Origin of the sequence: Xenorhabdus innexi, assembly GCF_002632485.1 — a bacterium.
GTDB classification, from domain to species: Bacteria; Pseudomonadota; Gammaproteobacteria; order Enterobacterales; family Enterobacteriaceae; genus Xenorhabdus; species Xenorhabdus innexi.
Map to the genome: position 1 here is coordinate 1 of NZ_NIBU01000042.1, position 15,009 is coordinate 15,009.

Genomic DNA, 15,009 nt, shown 5'->3' on the forward strand with positions numbered 1-15,009 from the left:
ATTGACTGCTGGCGCTTTCCACATAAAAAATTAGGGGTATCTGATGGTCATTGAAACGGTGTGCTAATTAACCATAAAACTTAATGGTTTTCAAGCTCGTTTGATGAGGTTATCAAATGCAGAATGTACCACTAGCTTCTTTTTTGGTTATCAAGAGAGGGGCTATGAAGATCATTTATTTCGATTACATCGCAGGTTTCGGCATCAATGCCCTTGTTAATGGGGAATGGGATTATTACCCATCCGTTGATGAATTGATGTTCGAATGCATCTCTCTCTATGGTAGCCAAATTGTGCTCGTTTCTACGACGACAACATCAGGGTGTTTCACTGGCTATCAGGAGTCTTTAAATGCTTACTGATAGAAACGCTATTATTGATTATTTAGCATTCTCTGCGCCGCTATCTTGCATGAAAGATGTTCACACTTTTCAGGAGAAAGGGCACGAATGGCGTAAATACCAATATCTTCCATCTTATCGACAATATCAGCACAGTAGATTTACTGACACATTATCAATTGATGATTATGAATCTTTACCGGATTCAAATGATGTATTTTCTTCTTCAATTGAAGATATAAATCGTAAAGCAGAGCGTTATAACAAAGAACTTTTGTCCTGTTTGCATTCCCGCGTAAGACGTTTTATCGCTTCTGTATTTGGGTTATTTGTTGGTCCAGCTCGTGGAACGGGGGGATTTGCCTATCAGGATTCTGCTGTTCTTTATTCTGAAAATGGTGGTAATGAACATTTTGGCATGATCTACTGGGGTGGTAATAAAGGTACTTTTTACGTTCAGATCGGTGGTAAAGGGTGTGCTCATGTGATGAGTGGAACTACATCCGAAAAACTTTATAACTGGTTCAAACATCTGGATATCACTTCATTAAAGCGGCTAGATTTGGCAACTGATGATTATGACGAAGTATTCACTTGCCACCATGCATTGTCTGCTTATAAAGACGATGCTTTTTATGGTGGAAAAGGGCCTAAACCCAAGCTGGGAACAGCTTATGAAATTGATGCTGATGGTTGTTATACCAAAGAAATTGTAACAGTAGGTTCTCGGCAATCAAAAGTTTATTGGCGAGTTTACAATAAAGCACTTGAGCAGAAAGTTTCCGGTACTTGGTATCGCTCCGAAGCTGAATTGAAGGATATACCGATTGAGGCTCTTTTAGATATTCAGGGAAATTATGCGGGACTATGTTCATACGCAGCTTCTATTAATTCCGCAAAACCTAATAAAGTTCTTAAAGGTGAAGGTCGTAAGGCTATTGATGCCATTGAAGCTAAGGTTAATTGGCTTAGAAAACAAGCCTCTTCCACAATTGCAAAGGTTATTCATTTCTTTGAAGGGGATACTCAGGCCGCACTGTCCATGATAGTACGGGATGAACATATTTCAGATTTGAATTTGAAATTAGATTTGCCCCCAATTTACCAAACATTAATAAATGAAAAATTAGGAGTATCAACATGTCCGTTTTAGAAAAAATCCCATTTTATATTGAAGTCACTGCTGCTGATGTAAAAATTGAGCAAAAAACCCGTACCAATAAAAATACGGGTGAAATTACTCCTTATTATTTACAGCGAGTCATAGCCCATATGGGGCCTCGTTCAATGACAGAGACAGTTATTACTTTATCAGAGCCAAATCCTTTACCGGAAGGGAAGTATCTAATTTCTGGTTCTAGTTTATATCCGGGTAAACCTTTTGGTGATAACCCGCCAAGACTTGAGTTTAACCAATGGAATGTTTCTTATGTTCCTATGGAAACTGTAAAGCTGTTAATAAAAATATAGATGACTTTATATTAAAACAAGGGATATTAATGTCCTCTTTAACAGGCTCTATATGTGATATATCTAATAATTGTCAAGAAATATTACTAGACATATCAAATCAAATTCCAATTTCTTATGACTATCCTTATTTGGGTAAAGTATGGGGATTGGCATTTAGTTCTGTAATTTTATTGTATCTATTTTCATTTGGAATAGGTCAAGTTTTTCGCATGGTTAAATATGCTTAATATAGGAAATAGAAGTAATGTCTAAATTATCTCATCTATGTACGAAGTTGTTTGTTGTTTCTACGGTGACTTTAGCGTCAGCCAGCGCATTAGCTGATGAACCTGTTAGGGCGGTGGGTGATGTGGATTTATCCGCATTAACCAGTCGTATTAATTTTGATTCTGTAGGGGTAGCAATAATGGCCATTGGTGGAACGATTATTACGTTATATGCGACCGTGGCTGGCGTTAAATGGGCACTAAGATTCGTTAAAGGGGTTTAATACTTTTGGTTAAGGGTAAGGGGTGAAAGCCCCTTTTTTTATTTTATGCAGGCAGACTTATTAACATTAGTTGTTTTTATTTGGGGGCTGTTATGCGCGTGGGCTGTTATTCAGGGATTCAAAGGCTAGTCGTTTATTCTTTTTGTTTTTCTTTTTTACTTATTAGCTGGCCTAAACCTGTTTCAGCTAATCCAGCTCTGGCAGCGGGTTTATTGGTTCGCGTTATTGCTCAGACTACGGCAAAACGGGCGGTAACTCAGGCAACAGCTAGACAGGCTGCGGCTAAGGCAGCAGCAAAGCGAGCCGGTAAAGAATATCCGTTAACTGAAGCGGCAATACAGGCAACCATCAGAAAAGAAGCAGCAGAAAAAGCGGCAGCAACCGTCAGTGCCATGTCACGTTCAGCAACATCAAGGGCGGCAACTGTTCCGGTTAATTCATCTTTGCGCAAAGCGGGGCAAGCGACTTGGGCGGGGTTGAGTGTGGCAAGTGGAGTGATGACGGTCTCGGAGTTGGTTGATTCTTTTAATTCTGGTGATTTTCAGGTAGCGACAAGCGGTACTTCGTTAGGGAATGGTAAGTATAAAGTTGAGGTAGGGGGGCGAACTCGGATTGTTGATTTTCAGCCTTCGCCGAATTCTCCGGTTATTCTTTATGGTAATGATTCAGTAAATTTTGAACCTGATTGGGATTCAGTTTCGTCTGATACCCCTTTGGTTAAAGGTATTCTTCTTGACGGTAAAGGTACTGAGTCTTTCCCTGTTCCTTCATCTGTTATTCAATCTAATTTTTTTAATAATAAATTAGCAACTTATTCATCAGATATACCAAGTTTAAGCGGTGATTATTTTTATATAAAAGATGATGAGTTAAGTTCTGTTAAATCGTTAATGCTTACAGAGGTCGTAAAACGTTTTGAAATGCGCGGTGACTCTAAACTTTATATTAATAGTGTCAGCGGTGATAATGATAGTTTCGATTATATTACTTCCTCGGAGTCTATTGATGTTTTAGATTTTAATGTTATTCGTAATCCTGATTCAAGAAATACAGAAGATTCTTTGTTTTTTCCGAATGCGTATAATTATTTTAAAGCCAACGTTCCTGTTATTATAAATAGAAAGGAGATAAAAAGTAATTTTGAGCCTTGTGACAGGGTAACACAAGATTCGGATGGGAATCGTATTTGGGGTGATTACATTTGTATACCTCCGTCAGAATCTGATTATTTGTTTAGAGCTGAAAGGACAGACATTCCAGTTTCTGTTGTTTTAAATAGAAATTATGACGGGAATTACTTTAATGATAAATTGAAATCATCTTCTGTTAGAGTTGTATCAGCCAATGAATTACCTAACCTTCTAAAAGATAAATCTATTGATAATTCCATCGTTGCTAATTTAATTAATGATTTATTGTATGATGCGGCAGCTCAGAATGGTTATGAAGGAATAACGGTGAGTGATGGAGATTATGTAACTGCATCTGATGTCAATAATGTTTTAAAAGATTTGGGCTATGAAAAAATTTCCACATTAGATTTTTTCTCACCGATTCAGAATATTGAAATTGATTCATCTTTTCATGATATAACGATTAATAATAACGGCGGCGGTAATGGGGGAGGGGGTAATATTGATTTTAAACTGGATCTTGGCATAGATCCTCAGATTAAATCACCTAATTTGGAAAAACCCCCGACGGGTAAAGATATTGCCCAACCGATTATAGATAGTTTGTCCTTTATGGATGAATTTAAGTTGACCGGAAAAGATGCGAGCTGTCCGGTGGCTAATATCGAGTTTTCTTTGTGGGAATTCGAATTTAAGGCGGTGGTAGATGGTCATTGTGATTTGATAGAGCGTAACCGGAAACTGTTTGAACTGATAACGTCGATTGCTTGGGCTTTTTTGGCCTTGCGTATTGTGCTGGCTGCGTAACGGGAGGGGCGGAAATGTACGGTTTTTTATTGTCGGCGTTAAATACGGTACTGGCTTATCTTTTTCGGGCGGCGGTGCTGAAATTTATTATCTTTTTTTCCCTTTTTTTCATTGTTCAAGAGTTTATGGCAGTGATTGTTACATTGCTTCCTAAGAGTGGGAATATTCAGGCGTTATTTGATTTGTTACCCGATTCGGTGTGGTACTTCATTAATTTGTTTCAGGGGGTTCTTGGCATCAACTTAGTGTTAGATGCTTGGTTTACCCGTTTTATCATTCGTCGCCTGCCTTTTGTGGGATAATTGATATGTCTATTACAGCTTATTTTGGTTTTCCTGGTTCGGGTAAGAGTCATGAATGCGTTAAGAGCGTTATTCTTCCTGCTTATATGAAAGGTCGCCGGATTGTGACCAATATTGATGGTATTAATCCTGATGCTATTCGTGATTATGCTTTGAAGTTATCTAAGGGAAAGGGAGAGAATTTCGGTGAAATAGTGTCAGTGACAGATGATCAAGTCATGAAGTCGGGGTTTTTTCCTTACAAGCTCAGTGATGAAGAAGGATATTCGCGTAATGATACCTTTTGCAAAGCTGGTGATTTAATTTGTCTTGATGAAGTTTGGCGGTTCTGGTCGTCAGATAAACAGATGACGCTTGAGCATCTGTCTTTTATTGCAGAGCATCGTCATTTTACTGATCCTGACAGTGGTTTATCCTGTGATTTGGTTTTAGTGAATCAGAGTCCTGATACCATTGCCAGACGGATAAAGCCATTGATTGAAACCTCTTATAAGATGACAAAATTAGTGATGATTGGTGCTAAGAGTCGTTATCGTGTTGATGTTTACAATGGTGTAAGATTTACTAAATCTAGTCGTACTACGTATTATCAAAATAAGTATGATAAGAATATTTTTAAACTTTATAATTCTTACAATGGAGGGAAGGGTAATGAAGCAACTGTGGATTCTCGTCAAAATGTTTTTTCTCAAACTAAATTATGGGTATTTTTATTTGGGTATTTATTCCTATTTATCGGTTGCGGCTATCTCATCTACCAATACTTTAATCCTAACGTTGACAATAGTTCTGTCTTGGGTGGCTCTGGTGGTAACTCTGATATGGATGCACTTCATTTACAATCTGATGGGGGAAATGTCGGAAACAATTTGCTTTCAGGAGACAGAAATCAAGGAACTCAAGAAGCATCAAGAGAACAAATAAGTCTTTCTTCAAAGTGGCGTATTTCCGGTTTTTTAAGTGTGGACAATTATAATTACGTCACTTTGGTTAATTCTTCTGGCAATATAAGGCTGGTTAATAAAACTGAGTTTCATGGTAAAGGTATCATGATGTTTGGTTTTGTTGATGGGGAAAAGGTAACTTATTTTAGTGGTGTATCAAAATGAAAAAAATATTTTCCATTATTTTGTTGTGTTTTTTTCCTTATTTCTCCTTTGCTAAAGGTGTTGATTTCTATTTGGATGGTGTATCTATTCCTAAATCTGTTAGTTTTATTTACGGTCAAGTATTTAAAAAGCCTTTTATGATTTCACCGGATGTTATTAAGGATGATCGACTGGTATCATTCCATATAACACCAGATCTTGACGAAAAGGATTTTTTTATTCGTTATCTCAATAATATGGGTATTGGGGTAATGAAAAAAAATGGAGTGGATTATATTTACATGCTTAAAGTTACTGAACCGGCTATACCTAAATATACTTTTGTTTATAAGCCTAAATATCGTTCTGTTAGCTATTTAACTTCGATATTATCTAATGTGGTTAGCGGTACTTTTGGTAATGCTGGTACTAAAACTTTAAATAATTCTTCTGATGTTAATCCTTTAAATTCGTCGGGTGATATGTTGGTTTTTTATGGAATTAAGGCGGATATTTCTCGTATAGAGCAAATTTTACCTTCTATTGATACAGTATCCGATGAGGTTTATGTAGGTGGTTATGTTTATCAGGTTCAGACAACGGAGCGTAATGGGTCAGGTTTGGCATTAGCGGCTAAATTATTGAGTCAGCGCTTTTCAATTCAAATTGGGGGTAATGGTTCTGGTATTGGTATGGACAACTTTATCAAGTTTTCTTCTGGTAGTATGAATGCATTAGTTGAGCTTTTTAATACTGATTCTCGTTTCACTGTGGTTAGTTCGCCATCTCTTCGGGCGCGTTCTGGTACATTGGCTTCATTTTCTGTAGGTGAAGATGTTCCGGTTCTTGGGAATGTCAGTTTTTCCGGTGACAGGCCTATCCAGTCAGTTGAATATCGTTCTTCGGGTGTGATTTTTAACGTCATGCCGGAAGTGAGACAAAATGTGATTGATTTGTCTATTAATCAGGAATTATCTAATTTTGCAAAAACGCATACTGGCGTCGATAACTCACCAACGTTAATTAAACGTAATATTCAAACGTCGGTTTCTGTAAATGATGGTGACATTATTTTGATTGGTGGATTGGCGGATAATAAAGATACAGATGCAAATACCGGATTATCATTCATGCCGTCTTGGTTCTCTAGTAGCAGTAAAGAAAATACAAAAACCGATATAGTAATAATTCTGCAAGCTAAAAAGGTGAAACGTTAAGATTCACCCCCGCAGCGGTGCGAGGAGGTGGAATCTTAACGGATCACCTGTTAACTTGATATTAATTAAAATATGGAGATTTATTTATGTTTACAGCTAATTTATTCAGGAACGTGGCGTTGAGAGTTATTGATATGACGTGGTTACGTTAAAATTTTCACGTAATCATTGATGGATAATTAGCCGAAACGAAACGTGATATTTTTTATCCTATTGTTATATATAGTTTCAAAGATTACATGAACTGGGCGAAAGTGGTCAGCGTGTTTTGGGTTTAGATGCCCTTAGGGCATGGAAGGCGGCTCGATAAAGTTACTGGGGACGCTGTGGCTAGCCCGCCGATACAAGGGGGGGGCTTTGACGGGGAATACGGATATAAGCCCGTCGTTTCTTTGACGGGCGTTACCCTACACCCTGCTAAGCTGTCTTTTAGCGGACTGTCTGTGACTCGAAAGTTTCCTGTAGGAGACAAAAGAACGCTTAAGCTGGCACGGTAAAAATTTTCCGTAATATTTTTCAGTAAGTTAACGTATTTTTCATGCTAAGGATGGGTGTTTTCCACGTTAAATATAAGCATCTTTCACGTATAATGGGGGATGATTTTAAAACTAAGTTGGCATTTATGACACACATTATAGGATATGAGCAGCTTGATATTTTCTAGGAAATTTAATTACTTAGAAGGTATCCCGAATGTCTGTAAAAAATCAAACGCGTGACCGTCTTTCTAATGGTCGATTGAAATCTTATCGTCGAGTAGGAAAACGGTTTAGAAGTTGTGCAAGATGGTTTGATAAATCACCATCTTGGCATAGTAATTTAATGATGACCAGACCGGAGCGGCGAGAAGTAAAATTTCTTCTAGCTCAGGTACTGAGTGGTTGTGATCCTGACGGAATGGCATTTCCTGTACACAATAAGCCTTTTGAATGGTATTACTGAATACTTTTGGGCATGACAAAGCAGTTGAAAAAAGTGGTTGTAACCCGTAATGGGTGCAGCCACGTATTAATCCAAATTTGCGTAAATTTTCTCATCCCATTCGATTTTTAGTGTAGAACGACATAAGCCAGTACGCTCTATCTTATACCCAGCACACTGAAGGAAATATGTTGTGTAACCACACGAGTCAGGACCATCCCAGCAAAGAGGGGAATATTCTATCTCGAATTTCCCATTTTTAGTTGCTCGTCTTATAAGCGTGAGGATATGTTCAATATATGGAAAAGCGTAGTAAGATGCTTTTTTACGTAATTTTTCCCTATAAGCATCTTCGTAGGCTTCCTTAGCCGGATAAAAATTGTGAAAATCTTCAAATTGCAGATCATCTTCTTTTAGTTTCAAAATAGTTGCCATGTGTAAATAAAAAAAAAGGGGTGGGATTGTAATTGATCTCAGCATTGATAGCTATTTTTATTCTTTATTTTCAAAGGAATATAATTTTAGATACAGGTCTTGAGTAGCATTGATGAAACTGCTGGTGCTAATAGATGAAAATTAAATCGATTCTATAGCTAATTGTGTCGTTAAGAATAAAATAATCACAGAAACTTGAAGTTAATATGCATTCCCAACATGGTGAAGATAGCATCATATCGGGAATTTTTAACGCATCCTTTGAGGGATTATAATTTTTATATGTGTGGTTTATTTTAAAAAAATATACGCAATAAACATTATTACTATAGCTACAGTGAGGCTTTTAGGTGTCGTTGGAATATACATTCTATTTTCTCCTTTGTGTAAGACGGTATGATTTTATTATCTATGGGAGTTGATGTTATATACTAAACCCCCGTACTGTACTACGGGGGTAGTCTAAGGTTATCTTCGGGCTTTCAGGTGATTCCTGCCTAAACTGACGATTATTTTTTGTTGGGATAGGGGTCTTTTACTGCATCACCTTGACCAGTTTCTATATCCCAGCCTCTGATGGGGTGAGTGTTTGGGATGAATTTTGGGCAAGGCGGTAGAGAAGTTTTACTCTGATTAGAGTATTTGTACCCACAATCTGAACAAGTGTATGTGCCTGCTGATACATCACTACCATATGGAACTTTTGTTTTTCGCATGAAAAATTTCCTTATTTAGAAGGCATTCACTATTAAATGCCTTAAGGAGTTATATGGTTTTATTGTTTATATTTCAATCAGCAATATAAATAAATTGTGATATATTCGCCATTAATTTCAATTTTTTACTTAAAAACTAATCGTCTTTTTCTAAAATTAGGTGTCCATGTTCATCAAGTGTGATCATGGACAGCATTTGTTCAATTGCGTAATGCACCAAGTCAGCCTCACTATAAATTTTTTGCCGTCCGCTCATGATGTTTTTCTTTGTTAAGAGGAATGCCTTTTCCTGTAAATCGATAGATTCCGACTTCTTTAACCTGATGGTAGTTTTCAATGTAGATGCATTGCTCATTAGCAGCCTCCGTTCATCATAATCTTTTATTCTATAAAATTTGTGTGCAAGTTGCCTACGACATGTTGACAGGAAACATGTGATATGTTTACTATCTATAGATAATGTTATTAGTGATTTGTATACAACGCCAATTGAGATAGTTTTTAGGGCAAGAAAGATCGGGTACTCAGGATTAAACCTCAGTACTTTTTTAAAAGCATCAAGGGTTCGCATAATCTATATTATGTTAAATTAAAGATATGGAAAACAACCTCGATATCGGCTTTATCTCTATCCCCTACTCTTCTTTTACTATCTTAGTTTGGCGCTAGGAACTGATTTCAATTAGGACATCAAGTCTGCTTGATATCCTATACCTATAAGTAGCGTAATTTTATTTACGGATAAAATTATCGATAATAAGGTCAATCGCTTCTTCGCTACGTCCATGTAGAATCGCTTTCGCAGTATATAACCCCATTCCAACCACGCTATTTAATTCCACATTTGGTGGCATCACCAATTCATTTGGCGAAGTGTGAACATCCAGTACGGCTGGGCCATCGTGATTTAGAAAACGAATAATCGTTTCTTCTAAATCTTTTGGTGTTTCAATCGATTCGCCAAAGATCCCCAATGACGTTGCAAGCTTGCTAAAATCAGGGTTATCTAAATCCGTATAGTTATTAAGAAGCCCTTCTACTTTCTGCTCCAACTCGACGAAGTTTAGTGACTTATTATTAATCACCACCACTTTCACCGCGAGTTTCTCTTGTGTCATGGTCAATAAATCACCCAATAACATGGCTAAACCACCATCGCCAGAAAGAGAGATAATTTGACGTTTAGGGAATGCTTTTTTCAGCCCCAATGCCTGAGGCATCGCGTTAGCCATTGTGCCATGTTTTAAGCTGGTTAATGTTCTTCGCTGTCCATTGGTATTAATATAACGCAATAACCACACCATCGCAGAACCACCATCTGCCGTAAAAATAGCATCTGCATCGGCATGTTTATCCAAAAGCTGAACTAAATATTGAGGATGAATAATTTTTGATTTTGCGCCCTTATCCAGCCAATTTATTTTTTCCAGTGTCTTTTTATGTAACTCAATCGATTTGAGCAAGAAACTGTCATTTGTTTTCTTTTCTATGAGAGGCAGTAGCTGTAACAGCGTTTCTTTAACATCTCCAGTAATTCCTAAATGCACAGGATGACGTTTTCCTAAGTTAGCTGAATTAGTGTCGACTTGTATAATAGTTGCCTTTTTAGGGAAAAATTGAGGCCAGGCAAAATCAGTACCTAATAATAACAAGGTATTACAATTTTTTAGCATGGTAAAACCAGATTCTATACCAAGCATTCCCGTCATTCCCACATTATAGGGATTATCATATTCAATAAAATCTTTTACACGCGAGGTATGTGCAATCGGGGCTTGTAATTTTTCAGCAAGCTGAATCAGCTCATCTCTTGCGTCTTTACTCCCTATTCCTGCATAAATTCCTATTTTTTCACCTTGATTTAATAAATCAACCAATGCCTTAATATCTTCTAAGGCCGGAATTATTTTTGGTGGATGATAATTAACAGTAATTTTTGATGTATATTCAATTTCTGATTTACTAACATTGACGGGTAATATAATGACAGCCACCCCTTTTTGACTCAGAGCCGCACTAATAGCATTTTTTGTAATTTCAATGGTTTTTTCTGGACTGCTAATTTCTTCACAGAAAACAGAGCATTCGCTATAAACTTTTTTAAAATCGACATACTGAGGGAAAGTGCTATCAGTCATATCTGTCGCTAATTGACTTGCGATTAGTATCACTGGTGCGCCGTTCCGATGAGATTCATACAACCCATTGATAAAATGTAAACTTCCGGGGCCACAAGAACCCGCGCATGCACTAATCTGCCCAGAAATGAATGATTCAGCACCTGCTGCGAAACCACCAACTTCCTCGTGGCGGACATGAATCCACTCAATGTCACTGTCATGAATAGCATCAGTTACATAATTAAGGGTATCGCCAACAATACCATAGCAATGTTTCACACCGGAATTTTGAAGGATATCAATGACTACACTAGCAACATTTTTTTTCATAAAAGAGACCTGATAATCATATTAAGAATGGATAAGAAACGATTAACTCCTCTTTATATTAGTTGTTAATCTCATAAAAACCACAACAATAAAAATAGAACGCAATCAAATTGACCATAAAAGATGATTTGTCATGGATTTTTATATTTATTTTCCATTTTTGTTAACTTTAAATCTTATTGAAATAAATATCATCCAGTCTCTAAATAGATGAAATAATTCTTATTAAGTTATATTTTATTGTTATTCAAATATTCAAATATTCAAATATTCAAAATCCCACCTACTTTTAGTAGGTGGTTGGTGTGTGATAATTATTTAAAATATAAAATGCTGAAGCAATAATCTATTAATAACCGCTCGTGCTTTTTGTTTGCGAAATAGTCATATTTGATTTCAGGATTCTTTTTTTTGTTGCAATAACCATTTATCTAATTCATTGGCGAATCGCTGACGATCACGCTGGTTTAATGTGGCAGGCCCTCCCGTCTGGATCCCGCTTGCCCGCATGGTCTCCATAAAATCACGCATAGTCAGGCGTTCACGTATTGTTGCCTCACTATAACGTTCACCACGCGGATTGAGTGCTATTGCCCCCTTTTCTATTACTTCGGCAGCCAGCGGAATATCCGCTGTAATCACCAAATCACCTGTTTCGGAGCGACGAACAATCTCATTATCAGCGACATCAAACCCAGCAGGAACTTGTAATGTACGTAAAAAAGCAGATGCAGGTACGCTTAACCGTTGATTTGCAACAAATGTGACCTGTACTTTTTCACGTTCTGCCGCGCGATATAATACTTCTTTTATAACCTTAGGACATGCATCAGCATCTACCCATATAGGCATAACAAATTCCTCTTGATTTCATTTTCTCTAATTCAAGGTATTCCGACTATTTTCAAATAATCAAACCTTTTAGTTAGCTCATATTAACCTTAAACAGCACTTTCGTCTCTCGTTTGCTTTTTTGGTCTAATTTTGAGCAGTCGATAAACTTCTCTCTTCCCTCCATGCCACACTGAATGGCCTGCCTATCCACATTTTTATCTACTACCTTATCCACAGATAATGTGGACAAAAAACACTTAATTGACACTCAAGATGGAAAGTCGCGATACTGCTACGTTGATTAAGCAATAACCTCGTATCTTACAAAAAAATTGCCGGAGTCTTCTTTTATTATGGCTATATCTCTAGAAAATAAAGTCGCTGCTATTACTGGTGCAGCATCAGGTATCGGTCTGGAATGTGCACGGATACTGATTAAGGCAGGCGTTAAAGTGGTTCTGATTGATCGTGCCGAAGAGCGTCTGATGCAGTTGGTTTCTGAACTCGGTGAAAACGCTATTCCATTGGTTGTTGATCTGATGAAGCCTGATCAGGTTGACGGCATACTTGATGAAATTCTGAAAAGAGCCGGACGCCTTGATATTTTCCATGCTAATGCAGGTGCTTATATTGGAGGTCCTGTTGCTGAAGGAGATCCGGATATCTGGGATAAGGTACTTAACCTGAATATTAACGCCGCATTTCGTAGTGTCCGGGCTGTGTTGCCTCATTTTATTGAGCAGAAATCCGGTGATATATTGTTCACCAGTTCTATTGCCGGTGTGGTTCCGGTGGTCTGGGAACCTATTTACACCGCTTCTAAATTTGCTGTGCAGGCATTTGTTCACTCTACCCGCCGTCAGGTGGCTGAACATGGTGTGCGTGTTGGTGCTGTACTTCCGGGGCCAGTGGTCACCGCCCTGCTGGATGACTGGCCTGAAGCCAAAATGGAAGAAGCTCTGGAAAATGGCAGTCTGATGCAACCTATTGAAGTGGCAGAAGCCGTATTGTTTATGCTAACCCGCCCGAAAAATGTCACTATCCGTGATCTGGTTATTCTGCCGAACAGTGTTGACCTCTAACGTTGACCTCTAACTACACAGAAAGGATAACGATGAATAATATACAAAGCAGACCGGTAAGCGGAAAAGTTGTTATTGGTGTTGATGTCGGTACGGGCAGTGTCCGCTCCGGCATTTTTGGTATGGATGGCAAAATGCGGGCATCAGCCAAACGCGATATAACGCTTTATCGTGATAATGCTCATTGCGTTGAACAATCCAGCAATGAAATCTGGGATGCAGTCTGCTATTGCATCAAGGAAGTGATGTCACACTCTGGCTGCGTCCCGCAACAAGTTGCCGGTATTGGCTTTGATGCAACCTGTTCACTGGTTGTTCTGGGAAAAGATAAGAAACCCATCTCCGTCAGCCAGAGTAAAGATCCGAATCGTAATATTATTGTCTGGATGGATCATCGGGCAACAGAACAGGCAGAGCGTATCAATGCGTTAGGTCACCCTGTTCTCAACTATGTCGGCGGTAAAATCTCTCCAGAGATGGAAACACCAAAAATTCTCTGGCTGAAAGAAAACTTCCGCGAAACATTTGATAACGCATGGCAGTTTTTTGATCTGGCCGATTTTCTGACTTGGAAATCCACCAGCTCTCTTTCCCGTTCTACCTGTACTGTGACCTGCAAGTGGACTTACCTTGCACATGAAAAACGTTGGGATGCCGACTATTTCAGGCAAATCGGCCTGTCTGAACTCGCAGATGAGAATTTTTCCCGTATTGGACAGAATATTGTTGAACCGGGCACGCCTTGCGGTCAGGGTTTGACAGAAGATGCGGCCCGACAGATGGGGCTACTGGCAGGCACACCTGTTGCGGCAGGAATGATTGATGCACACGCAGGAGGTATCGGAACCGTTGGCGTGAATGGTCATGCAACCCGTAATATGGCTTACGTATTTGGTACTTCTTCCTGTACGATGACGACAACTGAGCAACCGGTATTTATCCCCGGCGTTTGGGGGCCATACTTTTCTGCGATGGTGCCCGGCATGTGGCTGAGTGAAGGCGGACAGAGCGCAGCCGGAGCCGCAATTGATCAACTGTTATCCTTGCATCCAGCCGCAATTGAAGCCAACGAGATGGCACAAGAAAAAAATACCTCTCTGCCGGTTTTTTTAGCTGATAGGGTTATGGAGAAAATAGCATCACCTTCTCAGGCTATGGCGCTGGCACAAGGCATTCATATTGTTCCTGAGTTTCTGGGAAACAGAGCACCATTCGCTGACCCTCACTCCCGGGCTGTTATAGCCGGATTGGGAATGGAAAACAGCCTCAATAATCTGCTTTCTTTTTATATCGCCGGTATATGTAGTATCGGTTACGGGCTGCGACAAATCATCGAAGCGCAGGCAAAATCAGGCGCTATGATTGATAATATTGTCATCAGTGGAGGAGCTGGACAGCACCCTTTGGTCCGCCAGCTAATTGCGGATAGTTGCGGCGTGACAGTAATCGCAACGCAGGCCAGTGAGCCGGTTTTACTTGGTTCCGCTATTTTAGGTGCTGTTGCCGGAGGTGTGTCTGAAAGTGTTGGTAAAGCGATGGCTAGTTTCTCTAGCATTGATCGTACTTATGAACCGAGTGAAGCCCATCGGGAACATCATAATACTCGCTTTACATCATTTCAGTGTCTCCAACAATGCGCCAGAGAACTTAAAGGCTAGCTATAAATCCATCTAGGATATTTTGATAAAACGACGCTGTGCTATTTTTCCCCCTTTAATGG

General features: G+C 38.8%; 16 protein-coding genes. 12 read left to right on the top strand and 4 right to left on the bottom strand.

From position 1 onward, the window contains the following. The first annotated feature begins 116 nt into the window (after positions 1-116). From Xinn_RS14610 to Xinn_RS23295, 10 genes are all read left to right on the top strand, one after another. On the top strand, positions 117-362 hold the full coding sequence (locus tag Xinn_RS14610; RefSeq protein WP_244590217.1) for a hypothetical protein: 246 nt from the start codon (positions 117-119) through the stop codon (positions 360-362). Further along, entirely contained in the window at positions 352-1,494 is a 1,143-nt protein-coding gene (locus tag Xinn_RS14615; protein WP_086953174.1) for a replication initiation factor domain-containing protein, read from the top strand. Before Xinn_RS14610 ends, Xinn_RS14615 begins: the two co-directional genes overlap by 11 nt. Beyond that, positions 1,482-1,811 carry a hypothetical protein gene (locus tag Xinn_RS14620; protein ID WP_086953173.1) on the top strand — a complete coding sequence of 110 codons (330 nt, stop codon included), beginning with the start codon at positions 1,482-1,484 and terminating at the stop codon, positions 1,809-1,811. Before Xinn_RS14615 ends, Xinn_RS14620 begins: the two co-directional genes overlap by 13 nt. Positions 1,812-1,840: 29 nt before the next feature. Then, positions 1,841-2,041 carry a hypothetical protein gene (locus Xinn_RS21815; protein WP_143706500.1) on the top strand — a complete coding sequence of 67 codons (201 nt, stop codon included), beginning with the start codon at positions 1,841-1,843 and terminating at the stop codon, positions 2,039-2,041. Between the two features lie 17 nt (positions 2,042-2,058). Further along, a complete protein-coding gene (locus Xinn_RS14625) occupies positions 2,059-2,304 on the top strand; it encodes a major capsid protein (RefSeq protein ID WP_086953172.1) in 246 nt (81 codons plus the stop codon). Positions 2,305-2,396: 92 nt separating this feature from the next. Continuing rightward, positions 2,397-4,244 carry a hypothetical protein gene (locus tag Xinn_RS22785; RefSeq protein ID WP_086953171.1) on the top strand — a complete coding sequence of 616 codons (1,848 nt, stop codon included), beginning with the start codon at positions 2,397-2,399 and terminating at the stop codon, positions 4,242-4,244. A gap of 14 nt (positions 4,245-4,258) precedes the next feature. Then, the gene (locus tag Xinn_RS14635) at positions 4,259-4,546 is read left to right on the top strand and encodes a DUF2523 family protein (protein WP_086953170.1); all 288 of its coding nucleotides are present in this window, start codon (positions 4,259-4,261) and stop codon (positions 4,544-4,546) included. Positions 4,547-4,551: 5 nt separating this feature from the next. Further along, positions 4,552-5,655: a zonular occludens toxin domain-containing protein gene (locus tag Xinn_RS14640; RefSeq protein ID WP_086953169.1), complete on the top strand. Its 1,104-nt coding sequence runs from the start codon at positions 4,552-4,554 to the stop codon at positions 5,653-5,655. Continuing rightward, complete coding sequence (locus Xinn_RS14645) at positions 5,652-6,851, top strand: type II secretion system protein GspD (RefSeq protein ID WP_086953168.1); 1,200 nt, start codon at positions 5,652-5,654, stop codon at positions 6,849-6,851. Before Xinn_RS14640 ends, Xinn_RS14645 begins: the two co-directional genes overlap by 4 nt. 693 nt (positions 6,852-7,544) lie before the next feature. After that, positions 7,545-7,793, top strand: coding sequence for a hypothetical protein (locus Xinn_RS23295; RefSeq protein WP_086953166.1), 249 nt, complete (start codon positions 7,545-7,547; stop codon positions 7,791-7,793). Between the two features lie 66 nt (positions 7,794-7,859). Here the strand turns inward: Xinn_RS23295 and Xinn_RS14660 are convergent, their stop codons facing one another. The 4 genes from Xinn_RS14660 to Xinn_RS14680 form a co-directional block, all read right to left on the bottom strand. Further along, entirely contained in the window at positions 7,860-8,195 is a 336-nt protein-coding gene (locus Xinn_RS14660) for a hypothetical protein (protein WP_143706499.1), read from the bottom strand. A gap of 864 nt (positions 8,196-9,059) precedes the next feature. Next, positions 9,060-9,278, bottom strand: a complete 219-nt coding sequence (locus tag Xinn_RS14670; protein ID WP_086953163.1) for a hypothetical protein — start codon at positions 9,276-9,278, stop codon at positions 9,060-9,062. Positions 9,279-9,654: 376 nt separating this feature from the next. Continuing rightward, the gene (locus Xinn_RS14675; protein WP_086953162.1) at positions 9,655-11,373 is read right to left on the bottom strand and encodes a thiamine pyrophosphate-dependent enzyme; all 1,719 of its coding nucleotides are present in this window, start codon (positions 11,371-11,373) and stop codon (positions 9,655-9,657) included. A 396-nt stretch (positions 11,374-11,769) separates the two neighbouring features. After that, positions 11,770-12,225 (bottom strand): YaiI/YqxD family protein, encoded by a 456-nt coding sequence (locus tag Xinn_RS14680; RefSeq protein ID WP_086953161.1) that lies wholly within the window; start codon positions 12,223-12,225, stop codon positions 11,770-11,772. Between the two features lie 335 nt (positions 12,226-12,560). On the opposite strand from Xinn_RS14680, the gene Xinn_RS14685 reads away from it, so the two are divergent. Together Xinn_RS14685 and Xinn_RS14690 are read left to right on the top strand one after the other, a co-directional pair. After that, complete coding sequence (locus Xinn_RS14685) at positions 12,561-13,289, top strand: SDR family oxidoreductase (protein WP_086953160.1); 729 nt, start codon at positions 12,561-12,563, stop codon at positions 13,287-13,289. 32 nt (positions 13,290-13,321) lie between these two features. Continuing rightward, positions 13,322-14,947 (top strand): FGGY-family carbohydrate kinase, encoded by a 1,626-nt coding sequence (locus Xinn_RS14690; protein ID WP_086953159.1) that lies wholly within the window; start codon positions 13,322-13,324, stop codon positions 14,945-14,947. Positions 14,948-15,009 lie beyond the last annotated feature (62 nt).

Excerpts from the sequence above, each read along its gene's own strand:
- Xinn_RS14610 (WP_244590217.1), top strand. The coding sequence starts at position 117 with ATGCAGAATGTACCACTAGCTTCTTTTTTGGTTATCAAGAGAGGGGCT.
- Xinn_RS14615 (WP_086953174.1), top strand. The coding sequence starts at position 352 with ATGCTTACTGATAGAAACGCTATTATTGATTATTTAGCATTCTCTGCG.
- Xinn_RS14620 (WP_086953173.1), top strand. The coding sequence starts at position 1,482 with ATGTCCGTTTTAGAAAAAATCCCATTTTATATTGAAGTCACTGCTGCT.
- Xinn_RS21815 (WP_143706500.1), top strand. The coding sequence starts at position 1,841 with ATGTCCTCTTTAACAGGCTCTATATGTGATATATCTAATAATTGTCAA.
- Xinn_RS14625 (WP_086953172.1), top strand. The coding sequence starts at position 2,059 with ATGTCTAAATTATCTCATCTATGTACGAAGTTGTTTGTTGTTTCTACG.
- Xinn_RS22785 (WP_086953171.1), top strand. The coding sequence starts at position 2,397 with ATGCGCGTGGGCTGTTATTCAGGGATTCAAAGGCTAGTCGTTTATTCT.
- Xinn_RS14635 (WP_086953170.1), top strand. The coding sequence starts at position 4,259 with ATGTACGGTTTTTTATTGTCGGCGTTAAATACGGTACTGGCTTATCTT.
- Xinn_RS14640 (WP_086953169.1), top strand. The coding sequence starts at position 4,552 with ATGTCTATTACAGCTTATTTTGGTTTTCCTGGTTCGGGTAAGAGTCAT.
- Xinn_RS14645 (WP_086953168.1), top strand. The coding sequence starts at position 5,652 with ATGAAAAAAATATTTTCCATTATTTTGTTGTGTTTTTTTCCTTATTTC.
- Xinn_RS23295 (WP_086953166.1), top strand. The coding sequence starts at position 7,545 with ATGTCTGTAAAAAATCAAACGCGTGACCGTCTTTCTAATGGTCGATTG.
- Xinn_RS14670 (WP_086953163.1), bottom strand. The coding sequence starts at position 9,278 with ATGAGCAATGCATCTACATTGAAAACTACCATCAGGTTAAAGAAGTCG.
- Xinn_RS14675 (WP_086953162.1), bottom strand. The coding sequence starts at position 11,373 with ATGAAAAAAAATGTTGCTAGTGTAGTCATTGATATCCTTCAAAATTCC.
- Xinn_RS14680 (WP_086953161.1), bottom strand. The coding sequence starts at position 12,225 with ATGCCTATATGGGTAGATGCTGATGCATGTCCTAAGGTTATAAAAGAA.
- Xinn_RS14685 (WP_086953160.1), top strand. The coding sequence starts at position 12,561 with ATGGCTATATCTCTAGAAAATAAAGTCGCTGCTATTACTGGTGCAGCA.
- Xinn_RS14690 (WP_086953159.1), top strand. The coding sequence starts at position 13,322 with ATGAATAATATACAAAGCAGACCGGTAAGCGGAAAAGTTGTTATTGGT.